General features: G+C 36.6%; 22 protein-coding genes. 8 read left to right on the top strand and 14 right to left on the bottom strand.

Annotated elements, in window-relative coordinates:
• The first annotated feature begins 54 nt into the window (after positions 1–54).
• Entirely contained in the window at positions 55–669 is a 615-nt protein-coding gene (locus tag EZ449_RS05290) for an FMN-binding negative transcriptional regulator (RefSeq protein ID WP_131556922.1), read from the top strand.
• A 197-nt stretch (positions 670–866) separates the two neighbouring features.
• On the opposite strand, the gene EZ449_RS05285 is transcribed toward EZ449_RS05290, so the two are convergent.
• From EZ449_RS05285 to EZ449_RS05235, 11 genes are all read right to left on the bottom strand, one after another.
• Positions 867–1,877, bottom strand: a complete 1,011-nt coding sequence (locus EZ449_RS05285) for an inorganic phosphate transporter (RefSeq protein WP_131556921.1) — start codon at positions 1,875–1,877, stop codon at positions 867–869.
• A gap of 12 nt (positions 1,878–1,889) precedes the next feature.
• Complete coding sequence (locus EZ449_RS05280) at positions 1,890–2,531, bottom strand: DUF47 domain-containing protein (RefSeq protein ID WP_205942948.1); 642 nt, start codon at positions 2,529–2,531, stop codon at positions 1,890–1,892.
• 649 nt (positions 2,532–3,180) lie between these two features.
• Positions 3,181–4,206: a sensor histidine kinase gene (locus EZ449_RS05275; RefSeq protein WP_131556919.1), complete on the bottom strand. Its 1,026-nt coding sequence runs from the start codon at positions 4,204–4,206 to the stop codon at positions 3,181–3,183.
• A gap of 65 nt (positions 4,207–4,271) precedes the next feature.
• Entirely contained in the window at positions 4,272–4,898 is a 627-nt protein-coding gene (locus EZ449_RS05270; RefSeq protein WP_131556918.1) for a hypothetical protein, read from the bottom strand.
• 65 nt (positions 4,899–4,963) lie between these two features.
• Positions 4,964–5,728 (bottom strand): TIGR03915 family putative DNA repair protein, encoded by a 765-nt coding sequence (locus tag EZ449_RS05265; RefSeq protein WP_131556917.1) that lies wholly within the window; start codon positions 5,726–5,728, stop codon positions 4,964–4,966.
• 37 nt (positions 5,729–5,765) lie between these two features.
• Positions 5,766–7,025: a putative DNA modification/repair radical SAM protein gene (locus EZ449_RS05260; RefSeq protein WP_131556916.1), complete on the bottom strand. Its 1,260-nt coding sequence runs from the start codon at positions 7,023–7,025 to the stop codon at positions 5,766–5,768.
• 98 nt (positions 7,026–7,123) lie between these two features.
• Positions 7,124–7,651 (bottom strand): hypothetical protein, encoded by a 528-nt coding sequence (locus tag EZ449_RS05255; protein ID WP_131556915.1) that lies wholly within the window; start codon positions 7,649–7,651, stop codon positions 7,124–7,126.
• A gap of 74 nt (positions 7,652–7,725) precedes the next feature.
• On the bottom strand, positions 7,726–8,370 hold the full coding sequence (locus EZ449_RS05250; protein ID WP_131557019.1) for an HD domain-containing protein: 645 nt from the start codon (positions 8,368–8,370) through the stop codon (positions 7,726–7,728).
• Between the two features lie 75 nt (positions 8,371–8,445).
• The gene (locus EZ449_RS05245) at positions 8,446–8,757 is read right to left on the bottom strand and encodes a helix-turn-helix domain-containing protein (RefSeq protein WP_225872239.1); all 312 of its coding nucleotides are present in this window, start codon (positions 8,755–8,757) and stop codon (positions 8,446–8,448) included.
• A gap of 307 nt (positions 8,758–9,064) precedes the next feature.
• Complete coding sequence (locus tag EZ449_RS05240) at positions 9,065–9,616, bottom strand: hypothetical protein (RefSeq protein ID WP_131556914.1); 552 nt, start codon at positions 9,614–9,616, stop codon at positions 9,065–9,067.
• Between the two features lie 9 nt (positions 9,617–9,625).
• On the bottom strand, positions 9,626–10,804 hold the full coding sequence (locus EZ449_RS05235) for a THUMP domain-containing class I SAM-dependent RNA methyltransferase (protein WP_131557017.1): 1,179 nt from the start codon (positions 10,802–10,804) through the stop codon (positions 9,626–9,628).
• Between the two features lie 71 nt (positions 10,805–10,875).
• Between EZ449_RS05235 and EZ449_RS05230 the strand changes: the two genes are divergently transcribed.
• From EZ449_RS05230 to EZ449_RS05220, 3 genes are all read left to right on the top strand, one after another.
• Entirely contained in the window at positions 10,876–11,244 is a 369-nt protein-coding gene (locus EZ449_RS05230; protein ID WP_131556913.1) for a DUF3127 domain-containing protein, read from the top strand.
• 223 nt (positions 11,245–11,467) lie between these two features.
• Entirely contained in the window at positions 11,468–13,300 is a 1,833-nt protein-coding gene (locus tag EZ449_RS05225) for a sensor histidine kinase (RefSeq protein ID WP_131556912.1), read from the top strand.
• A gap of 173 nt (positions 13,301–13,473) precedes the next feature.
• Complete coding sequence (locus EZ449_RS05220) at positions 13,474–14,169, top strand: response regulator transcription factor (protein WP_205942947.1); 696 nt, start codon at positions 13,474–13,476, stop codon at positions 14,167–14,169.
• Positions 14,170–14,736: 567 nt separating this feature from the next.
• Here the strand turns inward: EZ449_RS05220 and EZ449_RS05215 are convergent.
• Both EZ449_RS05215 and mqnB read right to left on the bottom strand, forming a co-directional pair.
• Positions 14,737–15,585: a menaquinone biosynthesis family protein gene (locus EZ449_RS05215; protein ID WP_131556911.1), complete on the bottom strand. Its 849-nt coding sequence runs from the start codon at positions 15,583–15,585 to the stop codon at positions 14,737–14,739.
• A gap of 40 nt (positions 15,586–15,625) precedes the next feature.
• Positions 15,626–16,249, bottom strand: coding sequence for a futalosine hydrolase (gene mqnB / locus EZ449_RS05210; protein ID WP_131556910.1), 624 nt, complete (start codon positions 16,247–16,249; stop codon positions 15,626–15,628).
• A 111-nt stretch (positions 16,250–16,360) separates the two neighbouring features.
• Here mqnB and EZ449_RS05205 point away from each other — a divergent pair, with 111 nt between their 5' ends.
• From EZ449_RS05205 to EZ449_RS05190, 4 genes are all read left to right on the top strand, one after another.
• Entirely contained in the window at positions 16,361–16,771 is a 411-nt protein-coding gene (locus EZ449_RS05205; RefSeq protein WP_131556909.1) for a 6-pyruvoyl trahydropterin synthase family protein, read from the top strand.
• Between the two features lie 27 nt (positions 16,772–16,798).
• Entirely contained in the window at positions 16,799–17,434 is a 636-nt protein-coding gene (gene folE, locus EZ449_RS05200; protein ID WP_131556908.1) for a GTP cyclohydrolase I FolE, read from the top strand.
• A gap of 84 nt (positions 17,435–17,518) precedes the next feature.
• Positions 17,519–18,400, top strand: a complete 882-nt coding sequence (gene fabD / locus EZ449_RS05195) for an ACP S-malonyltransferase (RefSeq protein WP_131556907.1) — start codon at positions 17,519–17,521, stop codon at positions 18,398–18,400.
• A gap of 91 nt (positions 18,401–18,491) precedes the next feature.
• Positions 18,492–22,232 carry a sensor histidine kinase gene (locus EZ449_RS05190; RefSeq protein WP_131556906.1) on the top strand — a complete coding sequence of 1,247 codons (3,741 nt, stop codon included), beginning with the start codon at positions 18,492–18,494 and terminating at the stop codon, positions 22,230–22,232.
• A gap of 41 nt (positions 22,233–22,273) precedes the next feature.
• Here EZ449_RS05190 and EZ449_RS05185 read toward each other — a convergent pair whose 3' ends face one another.
• Positions 22,274–23,176, bottom strand: coding sequence for a coiled-coil domain-containing protein (locus EZ449_RS05185; RefSeq protein ID WP_131556905.1), 903 nt, complete (start codon positions 23,174–23,176; stop codon positions 22,274–22,276).
• Positions 23,177–23,327 lie beyond the last annotated feature (151 nt).

Below are 23,327 nucleotides of genomic sequence, written 5' to 3'. Positions count from 1 at the left end.
TAACCAATCATTGTAAGATTGCTTCGTGCCTCGCAATTACGACAAACCTAAATCATGTACAAACTCCCATCTTTCACTAGCGATAATCAAGAAGAAATTCTTGCGTTTATGCATCAAAATACCTTTATAACCTTAGTTGGTTTTGATGGCGAATTTCCCGTGGCTACTCAAGTTCCCGTTAAAACGGTTGTGGATGGCGAGGTTATTAAACTCATCGGGCACATCATGACTAAAACCGACCATTTTAAAGCTTTTGAGCAAAACCCGAATGTACTGGCGATTTTTACTGGCGCTCATGCTTACGTCAGCGCATCGGTTTATGAAAATCCCCAATCAGCATCTACCTGGAATTATAAAACCGTTCAAGCTAAAGGAATAATCAGACTATTGAATGCTGAGGAAACGTATCAGGTAATAAAAGATTTAACCGATAAGTACGAAAATCCTAAAAGCAGTCCTGCGGCCTTTAATAAGATGGATGAGGCTTATATTCAAAAGCATTTGAAAGCAATAACTGGTTTTGAAATTTTGGTAAGCGATATCGACCACGTTTTTAAAATGAGCCAGAACCATTCCGCTGCAAATAAGGAAAGCATTATTAAAAACTTGGAACAAAGTGATGACATTTTGGCTCAGGAAGTTGCCAAGGAAATGAAGCGGAATTTGTAACCCCAAACCTCGAAAAGAGGATGCGGCAAAATGTTTTTAAACAATATATTTAAAGTCACAGTTTCCGAAATCCCTCTCTTTTGGAGAGGGACAGCAGAACTTAACCAAACCTGCTGGCTTTAATAGGGTAAGGCAAAAAAAAAGACTAAAGCAATCCGCCTTAGTCTTCTGAGTATTATATTTAAAGGATTTTGTTTTTACTTTAGGTAATAAATTGCCGCATAAATGATTGCAGCCAATGTTGCCGAAACCGGGATGGTTAAAATCCATGCCCAAATCAAGTTAATAGTTACACCCCAACGCACTGCCGATACACTTTTAACAACTCCAACACCTACAATCGAACCTGTAATAGTGTGTGTAGTTGAAACCGGTATGCCAAAATGCTCCGTAATTCCTAATGTAATTGCACCCGCACCCTCTGCAGCAACACCCTCAAGCGCCGTTACTTTGGTAATTTTTGAGCCCATTGTTTTAACGATTTTCCAACCACCACTCATTGTGCCTAACGATATGGCAGAATAACAAGCTACAGGAACCCACCAAGGCATCGCCTCGAAATTTGGAATAACCTTAGCGGCAATTAAAGCGGTTGCTATAATTCCCATTACCTTTTGCGCATCGTTACCACCGTGAAAGAAACTCAATGCAGCTGATGAAATCAACTGCAAACGTTTAAACCATTTCTCTGCAGTTGCAGGCTTTGCATTTTTGCAAATATTGATGATAATTAAGGTAAGTGTAACCGATATCACCAAGCCGATTATCGGTGCCAAAACAATAAATGAAATGATTTTAATTACATAACCCATATTCACGGCATCTAGCGGGCTTGCACCTGTAATGATGGCATACGTCATACCAGCGCCAGCGAAACCGCCAATTAGTGTGTGAGATGAACTTGAGGGAATTCCGTACCACCAGGTTAAAAGATTCCAGATAATTGCAGCGATTAAACCTGCAAGAATAACTTCTAGTGTAATAAAATGCTCGATAACGGTTTTAGCAACCGTGTTGGCCACTTTGTGATCGGTAAAATAAAAATAGGCAGCGAAATTAAAAAGCGCAGCCCACAAAACCGCCTGGAAAGGCGTAAGAACTTTTGTAGAAACAACCGTTGCAATCGAATTAGCGGCATCGTGGAAGCCATTAATGTAATCGAAAGCAATGGCCAGAATTACAACAACAACCAATAAGGTAGTTACCATGTTTATGTTTTATTAAGCGTTTTTAACCAAGATAGTTTCAAGCACATTCGCTACATCCTCACACTTATCTGTCGCTTTTTCTATCGTTTGTAAAACCTCTTTTTGTTTAATTAATTCAATCGCATTGGTTTCGTATTCAAACAAACGGGCAACCGCCAATGTAAATACGTAATCAGCTTGGTTCTCGCCACTATTAATGCGTATACAAGCATCAGCAATAACGCGGATGTTTTTGAAACTGCGTAATTCCTTAATTGCCTTGTCAATATCAGTACACATTTCCACCAAGAGCTCTGCGATTTTAACAATCGGTTCGCTAATTGTATTCATACCATACATTTGCATGCGATTTGCGGTACCATAAATATAATCGGCAACATCATCAACAGCTGTAGCCAATTGGTGAATATCTTCTCTATCAAATGGAGTAATGAAGTTTCTGCTTAACTCAAGAAAAATCGAATGGGTAATATCATCGCCAACGTGTTCTAGGCGTTCAATTTCCTTAAAAATTGTCTTTCTGCTTTCAGCATCAGCTGTGCTCACCATTTCTAACAGTGTTTCTGAAATTTTTAGTGCGTTGCTACCAGCTTGCTCAAAAAGCGGATGAAATTTTTTATCCTGAGGCGTAAAGAACTTAAAAATATTGTTCATGTTAATTTTTAATATGTTGCAAAGCTACAAGCTCAATGTTAAGTTAATGTTAAGTTCCAAATTATATTAAGTGATTGAGCGCTGTTTTAGTCATTTCTGCATCTTTTTAGTTGGTTGACAGTGAACCGTTAAGATTTGGAAAACAAGCGTAACTAGCTTTTCGGGAACAACAGCCCCGCTAATAGCCTATAGTCCTCCCGATAAAAATCAGGTAGGAGCTATTTGGCAATATCGGGTTTAAGAACCGAAGGAGGTTGTTCTTAATTCCCGCCCCCCTCCAGCGGGGGAAACCCCTCAGAGTTTAAAATAAATTCATGAGCTTATATTTTCTTAAATGCCTTATATGGTTAAGAACCTTGGCGCCTAAAGGTTAACCGCAAAGGCCACAAAGCTTTCGCAAAAAAGAATTAAGGATGATGTTTTAGAGGAAGTGCTGGATCAAAAACCCTCCCTCTGCCCCCTCCAGCGGGGGAGACCCCTCGTAGTTTGAAATAAACCCACGAGCTTATATTTTCTTAAATGCCTTGCATGGTTTAAAAAACCTTTGCTCCCAACTCTGTGTGCTCTGTGAGCTCTGGTAACCATTTGCGCCAAACTTTGCGTTCTTTGCGCTTTGACTCCGCGAACTTTGCGGTTAAACTTAAACTAACTATCCACCTTTTTGCAACGTAAAAGCAAACGTGGTTCCAATTCCTGGCGTACTGCGAACGGAAATCGTTTGCTCATGCGCCTCTAAAATATGTTTAACAATAGCTAAACCTAAGCCTGTGCCACCAACTTCTCTGGCTCTATGGGTATCAATACGGTAAAAGCGTTCAAATAATCTAAATAAGTGTTTCTCCTCAATGCCAATTCCATTGTCGGTAACTTCAATTAAAACCTGATCGTGAAGCTCAAAAATTTTAAGTGCTGTTTCTCCATTTTCAATACCATATTTAATGCTGTTTACCATCAAATTGATTAAAACCTGACGGATTTTCTCTCTATCGGCATTAACCATGGTTACCGCAGTATACTTATCCTTAAAGAACAGTTTAACATTTTTTCGTGTCGCTCTATCCTCTAAATTTTCCATCACTTCTTTCGCAAGCTGTACGAAATCAAATTTTTGATAATTAATTGGCGATTCTCCTGTTTCGAGCTTAGCAATGGCATCTAAATCATTAATTAAATAACTTAAACGCTCAACATTATTTTCGGCCTTTTTAAGAAATTTCACCGCCATTTCAGGGTCGTCTTCAATGCAATCTTGCAAAGTTTCTATATAACCTTGAATGGCAAAAAGCGGTGTTTTAAATTCGTGAGAAACATTTGAGAGAAATTCTCTACGAAACTGCTCTTGTTTTTTAAGTAAGTCGATTTCCTTTTTCTTGGCACCTGCCCATTCCTTTACCTCTTGTTCTACGTCGTTAATAGGATCAGAACTTACATATTCGCCGAGCGCATCTTTCAAATCCTTACCCAATTTTAAATTATGGATAAGCTTATATATCAACTTGATTTTGGTGTAGATGTATTTTTCCAGTAAATAATAAAAAACTAAGAAACTACTTAAGAAAGAAACCCCGAAAGAAATAGCTAAATAATACCAGCTATGCTGAAAATAGAAGTTAACCATGCCAATAGAAAGGGCAACGGCAACGGCAGTAAATAAAACCAGCACACTTAATTTCATGCCGCAATTTAGTGGTTTTATGTTAAATGATTGTTAAGCCATATCTGTACATTTAGTAATGAAAGCTATTTAACTTTTTTGAATATATATTCTCTTCTGTTTATATCAAGTAGTGTCAATGTTTTTTCCTCAAATTTAATAATCCGATAAACATCTGTGCGTGGTGGTTCGATCATTGTTTTTTGAGGTTTGAGGCCAACAAAAATATTATTTGCTTTACCTGCAAGTTGGCTCAAAGGAATGGTAACACGATTGAAGCCGATAAAATCTACTGTAAGGTAATGAGCCCTTTCTAGTTTTCTGATTGTTAGATCGGCAGTGCCATTGCCTGCGGTCCTAACATAAAACAATAGGTTAAAATCCTGATCCCTTATTGCCACTGAGGCGGCGATGAGCGGTATCTTTTCGTCGAATACCTGAACATAAATGCGTGTTAAGTTCAACGGGTCCTTACGTGTATCAATTTTATAAACGGAAGAATCTTTGTCCTTTAATTTGAAATAGTTCAAGTAAAGACTATTGTTTGCCATTTTGAAAGAGCCTTCTCCAAAAGCATCATTCATATGGCCTGTATATTTATCTGAAAAACTCAACCCATTAAACGTTAATGTTCTAGTGCCTGCGTCAATCCCGGCAGAATAAACATATTCACCTTTTATTTGTGCAATTGATAAACTTGATGTCAATAACATCAGAAAAGTTAAAGTGTATTTAAGCCACATTATGATTCTTTTCTACGAACTTAACTAAGATTTTTTTAACTCAACTGCTTTTCAGTTAAATATTTCCAATACCTTTTTGGTACATGTTGAACATGCAGTTTAGTGTTTTTGCGGGCAACTATATTGGCACTTTTAAAATAATCTTTCCATAAAACCGAATAGAGCTCTTCCTTTTCATCCAATAAGATAGCGGATGGATTTTTACTATTTACGCCATTTGTAAAGTCTATGGTAATTTCTTCAACAGTGTTTAAATTATAATGCAGACCATATTTGCGCTTTAAATCATAAATAATCCACTGCTGGTCGGCATAACGATTTTTAAAATGATTAGAAATTAAAGGCAGAACATTAAAATCTGGGTTAACACCAGTATAGAAAATTCCATCAGCAGTATGTTGAAAGCGAATAAAAGCTTCCATTCTATGTTTTTCTCTTTCTACACTTTTTGCATATTTGGCCAAAGCAATTACATGTTCGTTTCCATAATTAGTTTCCGCACCAGTCGAGTTCTGGAAAATATAAATGGTAAACTGAAACAGATGATTATAAGCTTCTGGAATTTCAGATAAATATGAACAGTAAAATTTTCTTAGCCAATCTTTCTTCAATTTTTTTTGCAGTCCTGCCCATACTCTATCTGCCTTTTCTGAATTTGTTGCAACGGTAAAGCTCTCAGAAAAGGCTTCTGGTTGAAAAATTTCGGTTGATTTTAGCACAACTTTTCCCGGCTTGCGTTCAAACCATTCAAACACCGCAGTTAAAAGTCCGGGTAGGGAGCTATCGAAAATATAGGTCATTTAATTCCGTGTTTTCTTTGTTTCAGAAACTAAAAATCTAAAATAAAATCATTTGATTACTATCTGTCTTCAAATATTTACTCTGACTCTCTGCTAGAATAAATGCCTTAATCTGAGTGCCTTGATAATCTTTTAATTGATAAGGACTGTCAGCACAGGTAATAAAGTGCTTTGCCCGATTATAAGCAACTCCAATTTTTTTAAGTTGGTCAATTCTCAGCTTGCCGAACTTTCTGGCCTGAACAATTTTTTGTGCAGACATTACGCCAATACCAGGAATTCTCAAGATCATTCTATAATCAGCTTTGTTAATGTCTACTGGAAAATGTTGCATATTGCGGATGGCCCAACTCAGTTTAGGATCGATATCTACATCCAAATTCGGGTTGGCATCATTTAAGATTTCCTGAACCTTAAAACCATAAAAACGCATCAGCCAATCTGTTTGATACAAGCGATTTTCTCTTAACAAAGGTGGTTGTGTTCCTAAAATAGGCATTCTTGTATCGTTGCTAATTGGAACATACCCAGAATAATAAACTCGTTTTAAAGAAAAATTTTTGTAGAAAGCATTCGCCGTGTACATGATATCCTTATCGGTTTCTGGCGTAGCGCCAATAACCATTTGGGTACTTTGCCCTGCAGGAACAAATTTTGGAACATGCTTGATTAATTTTTTATCGGCAGCAAATTGTGTAATGTTTTGCGGCACAAAAGCTAATGGTTTTATCACGTCGGCATGGCTTTTTTCGGGCGCTAAAAGTTTCAATCCTGCCTCGGTTGGCATTTCTAAATTAATGCTCATTCTATCAGCGTATAATCCGGCCTCTTTTATTAACTCATCGCTTGCGCCAGGAATGGTTTTTAAATGGATATAGCCATTGTAATTTTGCTCCAAGCGAAGTTTCTTACAAACCAAAAGCAACCTTTCCATTGTAAAATCGGCATTTTTGAAAATCCCCGAGCTCAAGAACAATCCCTCAATGTAATTTCTTCTGTAAAAATTCATCGTAAGTTCTACCACTTCATCAACTGTAAAAGCGGCACGTTTTACATCATTACTTTTTCTCGAAACGCAGAATAAACAATCGTAAATGCAGTGGTTGGTTAGCAAAATTTTTAACAAGGAAACACATCGCCCATCCTCAGTGTAGGTATGGCAAATGCCCGAGCTGTGACTATCGCCCAAGCCTTTATTGTCATTTTTTCTTGTTCCGCCGCTAGATGAACATGATACATCATACTTGGCAGCATCGGCCAAAATATTTAATTTTTCACGAATTCGATCGAATGACATAGGAATATTATTTACTAACAAATATAGCTTTAAAACTAAATTTATTAGTATTATGTTTTCTAATTCCTATTCTGTTTTGGAATATTACCGCATTAAATTTATGCGAAAGATTTGAGAGAGTGATTTCTAACAAATGGAATATTATGATCAAGATTGAAATTTTCCTGATAATACTGCAGCTCGGCAAAGAAATGCTCAGCTTCTAATTGGTGGTTTTTTAATGGACTAAAATTTACGGTAAACGCAGGATTCTTAAATGTAATTTGATAAAAATATCCCCCATTGTGATTATCGAACATTTCAGTAATATTACTTACTCTTTCCCATCCCGAGAAAAACGAAGTTCGCCAGTAAAAGAGTGAGGATTTTTTTAGTTCAAACGCAATCCCCTCATTATTGATAATTATTTTAGCGGTAACGAAAATCTGAGTTTCTTTAACCCAAAATAAAAGTAAAAAAACAGAAGCGATCGAAGATAATACCAAAGCCAAAATAGATAATTCTGAAATGGAAGTTGGTAAACTAAATAGAATGTAAAACAGCAGGGAAATAAAGAAAAATGGAATGACAAGCATTGCAATTAATAGCACACTATTTTTGTGATATTTTAATTGATAAGATTTCATGAGGGCTAATTTTTATAAAGTTAAGCTCAAATATCTTATTATGAAATACTTAGATATAAGTATTTTAAATTAACCTAATTACCTTCCCACTCATTATAAAAATGATCTAAATACAAAAGCATGAAATCATGTCGTTCCTGCGCAATCGCCTTTCCAGCTTCCGTATTCATCATATCTTTTAATAGAAGCAACTTTTCGTAAAAGTGATTGATGGTTGGAGCAGTTGTATTTTTATAGGTTTCTTTGGTTAGGTGCTGCTCTGGTAGAATGGCAGGATCGTAAAGTACACGGTTTTTGAAACCTCCATAGGTAAATGCCCTTGCGATACCAATGGCACCAATGGCATCTAATCGATCGGCATCCTGAACAATTTGCATTTCCTTTGAGGTAAAACTGGTATCATCAAAACTATTCTTAAAAGACATATTTTGAATGATCAATTTTACATGTTCAACCGTTTCTTCATCAACAGCAATAGATTTTAAGAAAGATTCTGCCACATTTGGCCCCAATTCTTCGTCGCCATCATTAAATTTTGGATCGGCAATATCATGTAATAAGGCTGCAAAGGCCACAACAAGTTCATCGCCTTTTTCGTTTTGATTAATATTTTGAGAAGTTTTAAAAACTCGCTCAATATGAAACCAATCATGACCAGCTTCGGCATGGGCTAACGTTTGCTTAACAAAATCGATGGTTTTTAGAATATGGTCCTGCATAATAATTATTTGTTCCAAAGGTATTGGAAATATGTGCAGGTAGAAAGAAATGATATCAACAGAAAACAGCGAATATTAATTCGCTGCTACTGCTCTACTTTCATCATCAGCAATAATCTTTATTAAATCATTGTGATTAAGTGTCAATAGATGAGGCACTTCAACTTCTAAAATTGCCGCTATTTGAAACAAACGGTCAACAGTTAATTTACTATATCCTAGCTCAATTTTGCTATAAGCATTTTGGGATATTTTAAGTTTTGCTGCAAGATAATCTTGAGTATAATCTCTGTATTCTCTGATTTTTCTAATATTCCCAGCAACATTCTTCGTCTTCAAAGCCAATACATCTTCCATATTAGGGATAATTTTAAATGTTTCTTTCATGTACGAGACTTCGGCCAGTTTAGATTTTTCTTAAGGTTTTTTTAGCACTATAAGGAATTATGCAAAAAGGACAAACAAACGAATTACTATAACAAGTTTTGTAGATAAAAGTTTAATCTATTCTAATATGATGTTTTTAAACTGATTAGCAATGGTAAACATATTTTTTTTGCTAAAAAAAGTTTAAACATTGATTTATTCAATAGAACTGGATAATCTACGGATTGCTAATTGGTAGGAGGGATTAAAACATGTTGTTTCCCTATATAGGTTTTAGGTTTTGAAGATAAAAAAGCGGCACTGAAGATTAATATAATCCCCAATCATCCTCAAATTCATCTTTTTCAAAGTATTTAACCCATTCAACAAATAAGACACGGAATTTTTCAATTTCATCCAATACGATATCCTTATATTCTGGAGTGCAAATCTCAAACATATCTGCGGCACGAACCTGCGTTTCGAGTTCACGGCAATTGGTGCGAATAATTGAAGCGTTTTCCATTCTTAAAATATACATATCTGCGCCTTCAGCGCCAATAATTTTTGGGCAAAGCATTAACGCATTTTGCATAATCAGGCTTGCAGTCATTTCAGCCATCTCACCTTTCAGAGTTTCGCAAAATAGGGCTGCATATTTATAAACAGCCCTAGCTTGGTTATATAGGCTTTTTGCCCTAGTAACTTTTAGTCTAACTTTTTCTGCATCATCAGTTGATAAATTTTCTTCATCCTCATCATCTCGGCCAAAGCGGCTAAAATGCTCCCATTCGGGCATATGATCCATGTCATCAAATTCCATATAATAAAAATTATCTACGTTATGGTACGTAAGAGAGCGTAATATATTAATTTTCAAGCAAAAAGACTAGGCGTCTATTTGGGGTGCTCGGCGAGTGCCATCGTAAAGTTCATATTCTAGCATTCGGCAATCTAATTTACCATTGTAGAATTCTACTTTTTTGGAAGCCTTTAAGCCAATTTTTTTGGCAAGATCGGGGTTTCCAGTAAAAATATAACCAGAATAACCTTTACACTTTGATTTCAAGAAATCGCCCATGCGTTTGTAAGTAGATTCTAATTTGCTATGCACACCTAAACGTTCTCCATATTCAGGATTGAAAACTACAACGCCTCTACCATCTTCAGGAACTTCGGTAAGTTCAAAATCGCATACCTCAAACTCCATAAAAGTATCTACTCCAGCAGTTTTTGCATTTTTACGGGTAACTTCTACGGCATCTTCAGAAAGATCGGTAGCTATAATTTTAAGATCTACATTTTTAATCACCTGATCCTTTAAAATTCTACGCTCAGCAAAGAATTCTTCCTCGTTGTAACCAAGAATATGCATAAAACCATAGTTCATACGGTATAAGCCTGGGGCACGGTTGGTGGCGATTAATGCCGCTTCAATAGCCAAGGTGCCAGATCCGCACATTGGATTGATAAACGGTGATTTTTTATCCCAGTTTGTGGCATATATCACACCAGAAGCCAGTGCCTCGAGCATTGGTGCTTTGCCTGGAATTTTACGATAACCATGTTTTGCCAATGTTTCGCCCGAGGTATCAATAAAGACATCAGCCTCAGCATCTTTCCAGTATAAATGTACAACTGCCTTATTGCCATCGGAACCAGAATTTGGGCGAATGCCTTTTTTCTCTTTCATGCGATCTACAATTGCATCCTTAACCTTTAAGTTGGCAAACAATGGCGTGGTAATATTTGGATTGTCTACGTTCGAGGTAACCGAGAAATAACCAGAAAAATCGATCAATTCCTCCCACTCAATGGTACCAATCTCATTGTATAAATCATCTGGCGTAATGGCCTTGAAATTTTTTATCGAATACAAAATCTGACTGGCACAACGCAAGTTCAAATTTAGCTTAATACACTCTGTAAGGGTGATATTTAACTCAACGCCAGTAGGAAAGGCCCGTTCAATGGTATAGCCTAAAGCCGTAACCTCATCTTGTAAATACGGAGAAAGGCGCTTGTTGCAGGTAATGATTACCTTGCTTTTATTGTGGAAAACTTGCATCATAATATATGCGAAGTTATCAATAAAATTATAGAGATTTGGTGTTAGTAAGTACAATATTAGTATTAGTTATGGAAATTAAAGGAAAAGTACACGAAGTAGGTGCCACACAGCAAGTAAGTGAAACGTTTAAAAAACGTGATTTAATAGTAGAATTTGCAGAAAACCCAACATACCCAGAATATATTCGTTTTGAGGCTTTGCAAGATAAAACCGCATTATTAGATACATTTAAAGCAGGCGATGAGGTTGAGGTTTTCTTTAATTTACGCGGTCGCCCTTGGACAGATAAAGCAGGTAAAACATCATATTTTAATAGTTTAGTAATTTGGAGAATTAATGCTATTGCGGCAGGCGCTCCAACAGCAGCTACTCCAGCTTATGCAGCTCCAGTTGATGTAAGCACAACAGCAGGTGAAGACGATGACTTGCCTTTCTAAATAAAGAATCTTTTTTAAATCAAACAATTTTGAACCATGCCGAGACTTTTGCCTCGGCATTTTTTGTGGAAAAAACCCTCCATCTGCCTTGCTTATAATGGATTGCCATCCCTTGTTAAATTATGTTAAAAACAACAGCATCAATTCGTTATTCGTTATTTTTGATGATTGATAGTAGATTAAGGCTTCCCGTCCTTTAGTAATTGCTGATCAATTTTATTTAATGAAGAAAAAGAGTTTTTGGTTTATTACCGTTTTAATGACGGTTGCTTTGCTTGGTGTATTTGTAATGCAGCTGTATTACATCAGGGAATCGTACAAACTAAAATCACAGCTTTTCGATGAGCAGGTAAATCAAACGTTAACTGCAGTTGTAAATAAGGTTCAGCGTAGAAATGTAGCCGATCATCTTAATAAAAAGGATGCGGAGAAAAGGTTAAAATACTTGCAAGATTCGAGACAAAGAGGGCTTGATGTTAAAGATTTAAGGCAGCAATATGCACAAGAATCCGAATTAAGACAAGCCGAGCGAGAAAACCAAATCGAAAACTACCTTAACCAGCAAGATAGTATCATTCGAGCTTCTTACCGAGGACCAAAATTAATCTCAGAAACAGAGTTTAAATCACTTTCTGCACCTAAATCATCTATCACAGGTACGCGTTTGGATGTAGAAATGGACGCTTTGGTTGATTTGAATAGTTTAAACCTAAAGGGCTATAGCATGAGGACGAAGTTGATTTCGCCAGATGCAAAAACCTTTAATTTTAGAACGCCCCAGAATTTGCCAGATACGATTCGATATTTGGTAGCTGATCCAATGACCGGAAATCCACTGTTAGTTGGGTTGCCTAAAATTTCTGATGATCTAGAAAAGAAATTTAAGCGTGAGGATGATATTGCGAAGAAAAAATTAGGATTAAAAATCGCTGCCTTAGGAAAAGATACCTTTACTTACACCCGCTTAAGTGTAGTAGAAGATGTTTCAAAAGAATTACAGGAGGTAAACGTTCCAATATACAAACGCATCGATTTAAATTCGTTGGGTAATATCTTAAAACAAGAACTCTTAGCCAATAATATCAATTTAAAACCTGCTTATCGCGTATCTCTAGCAAAAAAGGATTCTACCATTTATACAAACGTATCTAACATTCAGGGTGAGTTTTTACCAGAAAATACTTATAAAACACCATTATTTGGTAACGATTTATTTCGCGATCCAGGGATGTTAATCGTTAGTTTTCCAAATAAGAATTCGGCCATCCTTTCTAACTTAAGCGCAACACTGGCTTCTTCTGGGGGCTTATTATTGGTATTGGTCTTCATATTTTCTTATACACTTTACACCATTGTGAAGCAGAAGAAAATATCAGAAATGAAAACAGATTTCATCAATAACATGACGCACGAGTTTAAAACTCCAGTGGCTACGATTATGATTGCCAGCGAGGCCTTAAAAGATCCGGAAGTTACGGAAGATAAAGTGAGGTTGAAGCGTCTGGCTAACATTATTTATGATGAAAATGTGCGTTTGGGGAGTCATATAGAACGTGTTTTAAGTATTGCCCGATTAGAAAAAAGCGAGCTTCACATGGATAATACCGAGGTAGATATGAACGACCTCATCATTATCGTTTTAGATAGCATGGGTCTTCAACTTCAAAAAAGAAATGCCATAGTGACCGTAAATACAGATGCCGAAAATGCAACCGTTTTTGGCGATGAATTGCATCTATCAAATGTAATTTACAACCTGATAGATAATGCAAATAAATACAGTGTTGATACGCCAGACATTACAATATCAACTAGAAATACAAGCAAAAATTTAATCATCGAAATTTCAGATAAAGGAATTGGAATGACCAAAGAGCAATCTAAACGGGTTTTTGATCAGTTTTACAGGGTTCCAACGGGTAATTTGCACGATGTTAAAGGTTTCGGACTTGGGTTAAACTACGTTCAGGATATTATTAAAAAACTTAACGGCAGCATTAAGGTAAGTAGCGAAAAAGATAGGGGCACAACGTTCGAAATATCTTTACCTTTATAAATCGACCAAACATCGGTACAAAAGGTTGCTTTATCGATACATAGCAATTAAGCAGGTTTAATCTGCCTGATAGTGGCATATTATTTAATCGTCACAACAGTTAAACCGTTAGGCATATTCAGAATCAAACTTTGAGTGTAGGTAATGCTACATAAGTGAATAAAATTAAGAAAATGAAAAAAATACTTCTGGTTGAAGACGATCCGAATTTAGGTTTATTGCTACAAGATTATTTGCAGCTAAAGGGAAAGTTTGATGTTGTGCTGTGTACCGATGGCGAAGAAGGTTTAAAAGCCTTTAATAAACAAAGTTTCGATCTCTGCATTTTTGATGTAATGATGCCTAAAAAGGATGGTTTTACATTGGGCAAGGATGTGAGGAAGGTAAATGCCCACATTCCGATTATTTTTGCAACGGCCAAAACCATGCTCGAAGATAAATCTGCGGCGTATGATCTAGGTGGCGATGATTACATTACAAAACCTTTCCGTATCGAAGAGCTTTTGCTTCGCATAAATGCCATGTTCAAGCGTGTAGCAGGTAAAGGTGATCAAAACGAAGAAGCTGCGGAAACTCAATTCTCAGTGGGAAAATATATTTTCGATTATACCACACAAATTATTGCAAATGGTGAGGAAACACAAAAGCTATCGACTAAGGAAGCTGAATTATTGCGTTTATTATGCCTAAAGAAAAATACGGTTTTGACTAGAGAAGAGGCATTATTGAGCATTTGGCACGACGATAACTATTTTAATGGACGTAGTATGGATGTGTTCTTGAGTAAGTTGCGTAAATATTTACGTGGAGATTCAAATGTAGAAATTATAAATGTTCACGGTAAGGGTTACAAACTTTTGGTGAGCTAATGAGTAGAAATCGAATGTACTACAGAGTTTTTAAAGTGTACAGTTTTTGGAAAGCAAAACCTGTAGCGTTTTCAATGTTCGTCGGGCTTTACATTGAATCTTTTTGTTAATGTTGCTGCTGAATTTAAAAATAGGTACATCAAAAAGGATATCATTCCCATCCCGTTTACTAAACTAGGTTTCTGCTACTTTTTGAGGTTGCTGATCGCTAATTAGTTCGTTTTCATCTCAATTTTATCGGAGAGAAACTAGAAATCTTGTTATAAAAATGACCGATGAGATTCGGGAATCTTTTTGGGTTTACCTGTTTCAAAATGGTGGCTTCCTTGGTTTTCTAAACCTGATATAAGTGTAAAGCTCCCGATTTATACATCTGTACTGTGATTTAATTTCCCTGCTTGCTAGTTTGCACAGGCTTTATCGGGACTTGAAACGTTAGCAGGACTATCGGCTGCCATATTTACCGAACCTTTCATTTCCAAGAACTTTTACTCAACCAAAATGAGCATAAAGGATTGGCCAAGAAAAACATCTAGAAAATGTATTATAGTACCTTTCACGTAATGCTTAAATGTACAATTGCTCTTGAATCGCAGGGATAATATTTCTTTCCTGAGCAAGCGTAAATAGCGTATCAACTGCTTTTCTACCTTCTTCTCCAAGATTAATACTGTACTTGTTTACGTAAAGCTCAATGTGTTTGTACATCACGGCTTCATCCATCGCCTGTGCGTGTTGGCGAATAAATGCTAAGCCAGATTTTGGATGCGCAAAAGCAAATTCTACCGATTGGCGAACCAAGCGATTGACCTTTAACTGGATATCTCGATCTAAATTTTTATTGATTACAATTCCACCCAGAGGAATGGCGCAACCCGTTAACTTTTCCCAATAATTTCCTAAATCAACAATTTTTGTTAAGCCTTTATCCTGATAAGTAAATCTGTTTTCGTGGATAATTAAGCCTAAATCTATTCTATCCTCCAGCAAAGCTGATTCAATATCTGAGAAAACCATCTCCTGTTTATTCTGCAATTGCGGATAGGCAATGCCGAGTAAAAAGTTAGCGGTAGTGTATTTTCCAGGAATGCCAACTCTAAGTTTGGAGCTAGGCGTTAGGAGTCTGGAATCATTTTCTCCATCAAAATGATTTTTACTAATCAACAGCGGACCAACACCGAAACCCAATGCGCTACCAGCATCTAGTAAGGCATATTGATTGGCAACGTAGGCAAATGCATGAAAACTCAACTTTGTAATATCCAATTCACCTTTCAGGGCTTTTTGGTTCAGTGTTTCAACATCATCAAAACAAACCTCGAAGTCTAATCCTTCGGTATCAATTTTATGGTGAATCAGGGCGTCGAAAATAAATGTATCGTTAGGGCAGGGCGAAAAACCAAGTGTAAGTTTCATAACTCAAAATTAACCACTGTTTAAAATTAAACAGTCATAATCAGTTCATTTCTCCTATAAAAGCAATGGCCCAATCGTTCAGGTTTTTTACAGCCAAACCAATTTTCCAATTGTCTTTATTTCGCGGCTCTACATAGTTGGAGATACTTCTAATTTGTAGGCAATCGATATGTTGTAGCTTGCAGGCATAGAAAACCGATGCACCTTCCATGCTTTCTGTTGTAGGATTTAAGCGGGTTCTTAAGTTTTTTATACTTTTCTCGTTTCCACTTACGCAATTTACGGTGATGCCTTTGGCAATGGGCAATCCAACTTTTTTATCGGTTCGCGATTTGAAATGATTTTCGCCGAAACCTAGATCAGAAATGGTTAAAAACTCGTCCCCGTTTTCTGCTCCGAGTTCAGCAAAAATGTCTTCGGTAATATTTAAAACAGTGCCCAGTTCTATATTGCGATCAAAACATCCGGCAATGCCAAAATTAATAACCAGGCTATATTTAGATGAAAGATGTTTGCCCAATGAAAAAGCGGTGGCTACCATTCCTACGCCAGTGATGAGTAAATCGAAATGTTTGCTCTCTATAAAATCTCCCTCGGGTAAATTAAAATGCTGATAAAAATAAGTAAGCTCAGCTTTGGTAGCGGCAACAACTAAAGTTTTCATATTGTAAATTTAGCAGAATGTTTTCATTAAAATTAAGGTTTTCTGTAAGCTTTGGCCTTTAGTGTTTAAGCTTAATCCTTTATCCGTATATTTGTGCTTTATTTTATAATAATGATTTATATAACGAGAAAAGCATCATTTAACGCAGCTCATAAACTGGCCCGAACCGATTGGGATGATGATAAAAATGCAGAAGTTTATGGCAAGTGCGCAAATCCGAATTGGCATGGTCATAACTACTGGTTGTATGTTACGGTAAAAGGCGAGGTTAATCCTGAAACAGGCTTCCTTGTTGATTTAAAGTGGCTAAAAGATGTAATGAATATTTATGTTGTAGATAAGGTTGATCATAAAAACTTAAATCTTGATGTAGATTTTATGAAAGGCAAATTGGCCTCTACAGAAAACCTGGCTATAGAGATTTGGAAGCAGTTATCTGCCCCGGTTGCAGAAAGTGGAGCGGTTTTACATTGCGTTAAAATTTACGAAACCGAAAATAATTATGTTGAGTATTTCGGTTAACTTAACCGCCAAAACACATTACATTTAATGGAAAATAAAGACGTATTAAAAGGCGAATCGAGAGATGGCTATGTTAAGATAGACCGTTACAACGAAGAGAAAATAGAATCAGTAGCCGTTCATTATAAGGATATTCTTAGTCAGTTGGGAGAAAACCCTGAGCGTGAGGGTTTGTTGAAAACACCTGAACGAGTAGCTAAGGCTTTGCAATATTTAACGCATGGTTATGATCTAAAACCCGATGAAATTCTAAAATCGGCCATGTTTCAGGAAGATTATAGCCAAATGGTTGTGGTAAAGGATATTGAGGTTTACTCGATGTGCGAACACCACATGTTGCCGTTTTTTGGTAAGGCGCATATTGCCTATATCCCTAACGGACATATTGTTGGCTTAAGTAAAATCCCTCGTGTGGTAGATGCTTTTGCCCGCCGTTTGCAGGTTCAGGAGCGCTTAACGAACGAAATTAGAGATTGTATCCAAAATACGTTAAACCCAATGGGTGTTGCCGTGGTAATGGAATGCAAGCACTTATGTATGGCCATGCGTGGCGTACAGAAACAAAATTCGGTTACTACAACTTCTGCATTTACCGGAACTTTTTTAAGTAATGATAAAACCAGAGCTGAATTTTTGAGGTTAATTACAGCAAGTTTAGATTAAACCCCCAACCCCTAAATGGGGATAAAGGGTATTACAATAATAATTTATAAAATATTTAATTTCCCCTTTAGGGGATTAAGGGGTATGAAGGCATATATTTTTCCCGGTCAGGGAGCACAATTTGTAGGCATGGGTAAGGATCTTTATGAAAACCCAAAAGCTGCAGAATTATTCGAAAAGGCAAACGAAATTATCGGTTTCCGCATTAGCGATATCATGTTTGGTGGAACCGATGAAGAACTGAAACAAACCAATGTAACGCAACCCGCAATTTTTCTGCACTCGGTTATCTTAGCCAAGGTTTTAGGTGATGATTTTAAGCCAGATATGGTTGCTGGTCATTCATTGGGTGAGTTTTCTGCTTTGGTTTCTGCCAATGCACTGAGCTTTGAAGATGGTTTTAAATTGGTTATTGCCCGTGCAAATGCCATGCAAAAAGCTTGCGAGGCTCAACCATCAACAATGGCGGCAATTTTAGGTTTGGCTGATGATGTGGTGGAAAAAATTTGTGCCGAGATAGATGCTGTTGTTGTTCCGGCAAACTATAACTGTCCAGGTCAATTGGTAATTTCTGGCAGTATAGAAGGAATTGATCTAGCTTGTGCTAAATTGACTGAAGCTGGTGCAAAAAGAGCTTTGAAGCTAAATGTTGGTGGCGCTTTTCACTCTCCTTTAATGCAGCCAGCTAAAATCGAACTACAGGCCGCAATCGAAGCAACAAATATTTCAGCTCCAATTTGTCCCGTTTATCAAAATGTTGATGCTAAACCTTATACAGATCCAACTCAAATTAAAGAGAACTTGATAAAACAATTAACTGGCGCTGTACGTTGGACACAAACCGTAGAACACATGCTTGCCGATGGTGCTACGGAATTTGTAGAAGTTGGGCCAGGGAACGTATTGCAAGGATTGGTTAAAAAGGTAAGTCGCGAGGTGCAAACCAGCAGCGCAACTTTAGCTTAATAAAAACTTACAATTTCTATAATTGCAACGCCATAAACAAACAGTTTATGGCGTTGTTTTTTATCAATATTTAATATCTTTATCAAAATCGATGAAATTGAGCTTTGGTGTAAAAATACGATTTCTGCTGTTTGTTTTAGGCTGCTGCCTAATTGCAACCTCCATCTCTTTGAGCAGATTTACCACCAAAAATGAATTGCTGGAACGCGATGCAGCCGAAATTCAGAATAATCTTTTAATAAAGGAAAAGGCTGTTGAAAGTTTCTTGGGCGATAAGAACAAGGTTGCCGAAGCAAAGAGATTTCACCTCGATCCTAAAAATGCGATAGATTTTATTGAATCTTATCGAAAAAAAAACGGCATAAATTTACTTACCTATCAAAATAATCAACTTAAATTCTGGAGTACTTATAAGGTTTCGGATATCGATCCAGAAAAAATAAGAGAGGGCAGCTCGGTTTTATTTTTCTCTAACGGATGGTACGAGGTAATTAAGCGTACACAAGGCAATTTCAACTTTATATTTTTGATTTCCATTCAATCTCAATACGATTTTAAGGAAACACAGTACTTTAAAAATGAGATCGACCCAGTCTTATCAAACTCAAAAATCTTAACATTTGCCTCCTTTACCGATAAGGATGTTTACACCATCAAAAGTCTCGATAATAAATTTCTTTTTGGCTTAAAGATCAAGCCAGGTTATACAGACACTTATTATTCACCAACACAACTTTGGTTGTTTGTTGCCGGAATGTTGTGCATTTGTATGTTCTTCAATTCGTTATGCTCATTAATTGCCCGAAGAGGACATATTGCATGGGGCACATTTTTGCTGCTATCTTTCTTTATTGGTTTCCGGCTTAGCGATTTATACTTTGGCTGGTTCAACCATCGATTTACCTTAGAACTATTCGATCCAAAAATATATTCTGAAAGTTTTCTAATGCCATCTCTGGGCGATTTCTTGTTAAATGTAATTGTACTTACGTGGGCATTATTGTTCATGTACAACCACAAGGAGCAATATAAATTTCCTCAATGGGTTACCAAAAACAAGGCCATAGGAATTGCCATTCAGGTAATATTAATGTTGCTTATTGGGTTTGCGGTTTGGGGAACAGACGATGTATTCTTTGGACTGATTTACAACTCTAATAATTCGAAGATCAGCTTCGACATTATTAATATCCTAAAGTTAACTGGAACCAGTTGGGTAGGCATTGTAATTTTGTGTTTGGTATGGTTTCAGATTTATTTGGTAACCATCATCTCTGCAACAATTAGCACACAATTAAAGGTTACCAATAAAGAACGGTTAATCGTATTTTTAATCGGATTTGCTGGCGTTTTTAGCTATAAATTAATTGTAGACTTTAATGCTTTTTTCATCGTTTTCGCATTAGTATTATTTATTGTAGCTCGGGCAGTTTATATAAAGGAAAAAACTTTTTCAATCGGAATGATTGCGATTGTTTTCTTCTGTTTGGCATTTAATACTTCGATAAAATACACAAAATACAAAGACATTAAGGAACGCAACATGCGTGAGCCTTTGGCCAGAAAGGTACAGTCATCAGAAGATCCGAATGCCATTATAGCGCTTGGCGCTTTGGGAAATGAAATTGTTAAGGATAATTTTCTGGAAAGGTATTTTAGCCAGAACGGCAATGCAAACTACGCCGTGCTAAAGAACCATGTTAAGGATTATCTTGATGGCTACTTATCTCGGTACGATTACCAAATATATCCTTATAGCAAAACAGGATCGGCTATTGGCAACCAAGAAATCCCACTACTAGATAAGTATAAGCGGCTTGTTCAATCGGGCTCGGTGAAGATTGATGGCTCGAACTATTTCTATCAGGTTAATAACACATTTGGCTATCAAGATTATTTTGGGATAATTTCTGTTGTTGGAAAAGGGAATTTATTGGGTACAATGGTTATCGAACTGAGATCCAAACCTTACAACTACAACAATCGTCTGCCCGATCTTTTAGGCGATCAAAAACAGATTAGAGATGAGGATTTTAAGGGTTATTCAATCGCCTTATACAGTAATAATAAGTTGCTAAATCAATCTGGAAACTACACCTACCCATTGGATGGAAGTGTTTTCAAAGGCAAAAAAGACGATTTTGTATCTAGCAGCGACGATGTTTTGCATTACAGCCACATCACTTACAAGCCTAGTGATAGCAAAATGGTTGTTGTGAGTAAGCAGAAAGTAGATTATGTTGAACGTTTGGCAGCACTATCATTTTTCTTCTTGGTATTTATCATCTTCTCCCTACTGCTTTATGGATTAATTTGGCTAATCAAAAATTTAGATGATGACCGCGTTGGTTGGTTTAGTATAAATCGATCATTAATGATTAATGCTAATAAGATCCTATACAAAACCAGGATACAGGTTTCTATAGTATTATCCGTTGTGGCAACCTTAGTAATTGTGGGTTGGGTAACTTATTACTACATGAATAATGAATATCGAGGTCAGCAGGATTCGTTAATAAAGGATAAGATTAGAAAAGTACAGCAGAATTTTGAGAAACAAGTGTTTAGCAACGGGATTATTTCCAATGATGAAAATGCCATAGCCGACTTTAACACTTTTGCCGATATCAATAACGCTGATTTAAATCTTTACGATGTTAATGGAGATTTATTGATGACCACCTATCCAAAACTCTATAATTATAAGGTAATTGGCAGAAAGATGGGTCCACTCGCTTACGCTTATTTAAATAATTTGCATCGATCTGAGTTTATTAATCCAGAGGAGAAAATAGGTAATTTAACTTATGCGGCAGCTTATGCACCAATAAGGAATGCGCAAAATAAAACCATTGCCTACATTGGTTTGCCTAACTACTCTAACGAAGAGGAGTACACCGATAAAATCGCACTTTTTGTAAGTAACCTAATTAACATATATGCCTTGGTTTTTGTGGCCATTGGTGTTTTGGCTGTGTTTTTGGCTAATCAAATTACGAGCCCTTTAACTTTTATTCAAGAGAGCATTAGCAAGACCAAAATCGGGCAACGCAATGAGCCGATAGTTTGGCGTAGGCACGATGAAATCGGCTCCTTGATTAAGGAGTACAATAATATGATTGCCGCACTAGAGCAGAGCGCATTAAAGCTAGCCCGATCTGAACGGGAAAGCGCTTGGAGAGAAATGGCAAAGCAAGTTGCGCATGAAATTAAAAATCCACTTACGCCACTTAAATTGGGTGTTCAGCTGTTAGAAAAATCATGGAAAGAAAAGGACCCGAACTTTGAGATTAAGTTTAATAAGTTTAGCAAATCTTTTATCGAACAGATCGACAGCCTTTCTAAAATTGCTTCAGAATTTTCGAATTTTGCCAAAATGCCCGATACCATTTTGGAGCGCATGGATATTTTGCCGATTATAGAGCAAGCCCGAGAAGTTTTTAAAAGTACTGATAATGTTGTTATCGATATTGAGAATAAAACAGATAAAAATATTCATATCATGGCCGATCATGATCAATTGTTAAGGATATTTAATAATCTTTTCAAGAATGCCATTGAAGCCATTGACGAAAATTCTCACTGCTGCATTACCGTACTTCTGTATAATGATAGTGAAAATGCCTTTATCGAGATTAAGGATAATGGCAAGGGAATCCCTTCAATATTGTACGATAAAATATTCGTTCCAAACTTTACCACCAAAACATCGGGTACTGGCTTGGGTTTGGCATTTGTTAAGCAAGCGGTAGAAAATGCAGCAGGAACGATATCCTTTACCTCGGTGCCAGATTTGGGTACCACGTTTTATTTGGGCTTTCCGTTAGCCTAATAATTTTCTGCAATAAGTTGGATTGGTAATACTAAAATGGATTATTTTAGGTCTACTTGTGCTTTCCCCATTGTAATTCCATCGGCATAAAGAATAACCGTGTAAATTCCTTTTATAAATGGTTTTGGATTGGCCCAATCGATAACATAGGTGCTTTCATCGTTGTTGTAGTTGATGAAAATGGAGTGACTGAATTGCATTTCCTGGCCCTCTGCCTCAAAGCGATTTCCCTCATCGGCTAGAAGGTTTCCGGCAGGATCGAATACCCTTAAGTAAATATTATGATGCCCTTTTTCTGCAAGTTCATTAGGAATGATATTAAACCTTACACTTAATTTTTCTGCTGTCGAGGATTTGGTCACCTCAATTTTTTTGCCGCTAGATTTTGTTCTAAAAGCAATAATTTCTGCGGTTTGCAGCTTTAAGGCTGCTGCGGTTTTAACTTTTGCGTTAAGGTTGGAGTTTTCGCTCTCTAAATTTGAATTTTTGCTGCTGATGCTTTTTAGTGAGCTTTCCAAGCTATCGCGACTATTCTTCAAGAAGATATTATCTTTTTGAAGTTGGATAATTTGATCGTTATAGTTCTTTACAAATGTTTTCAGCTCGTTAATTTGAACATTCGCCTTATCTATTTCACCTTGGGTGATCTGATTTTTTTCTAATGATACCTTAAGTTCCTTGATTTTTTCTCTGGCGAGTTTTTGCTCCTCAACAAGTTTATCATTTAAATCTAAGTTCAATGCATTAACCTTATCCAGTTCCACTTCAATTTTTTCCACCTCAAGGCGCAGCTTGTCTTTTTCTGTACTCACCGTTACAAACTTTTGGCTCTGCTGTCGATCTTTAAAAAACAGGTAAGCATTAGTGCCTATTAAAGCGACTATAACGATGACAAGGAAGTAAATTTTGTTTCTATCGCCCTTATTAATCTTTTGTGGTTCCATTTTTAATAATGCTGTATCTTCTTAAATTAATATACTTTTGTTAATCCATAGGTAAATGGGGCACACAATTAATTTTAGCAGGGCGCAAAATATTATTTTTAATAAACTTATAAGAGTTTTTAAAAAAAATCGTTTAATTGCTAATGTTCAT

It is taken from the genome of Pedobacter frigidisoli (genome assembly GCF_004331675.1).
Lineage (GTDB): Bacteria > Bacteroidota > Bacteroidia > Sphingobacteriales > Sphingobacteriaceae > Pedobacter > Pedobacter frigidisoli.
This window is presented reverse-complemented; position numbering and strand designations above follow the sequence as displayed.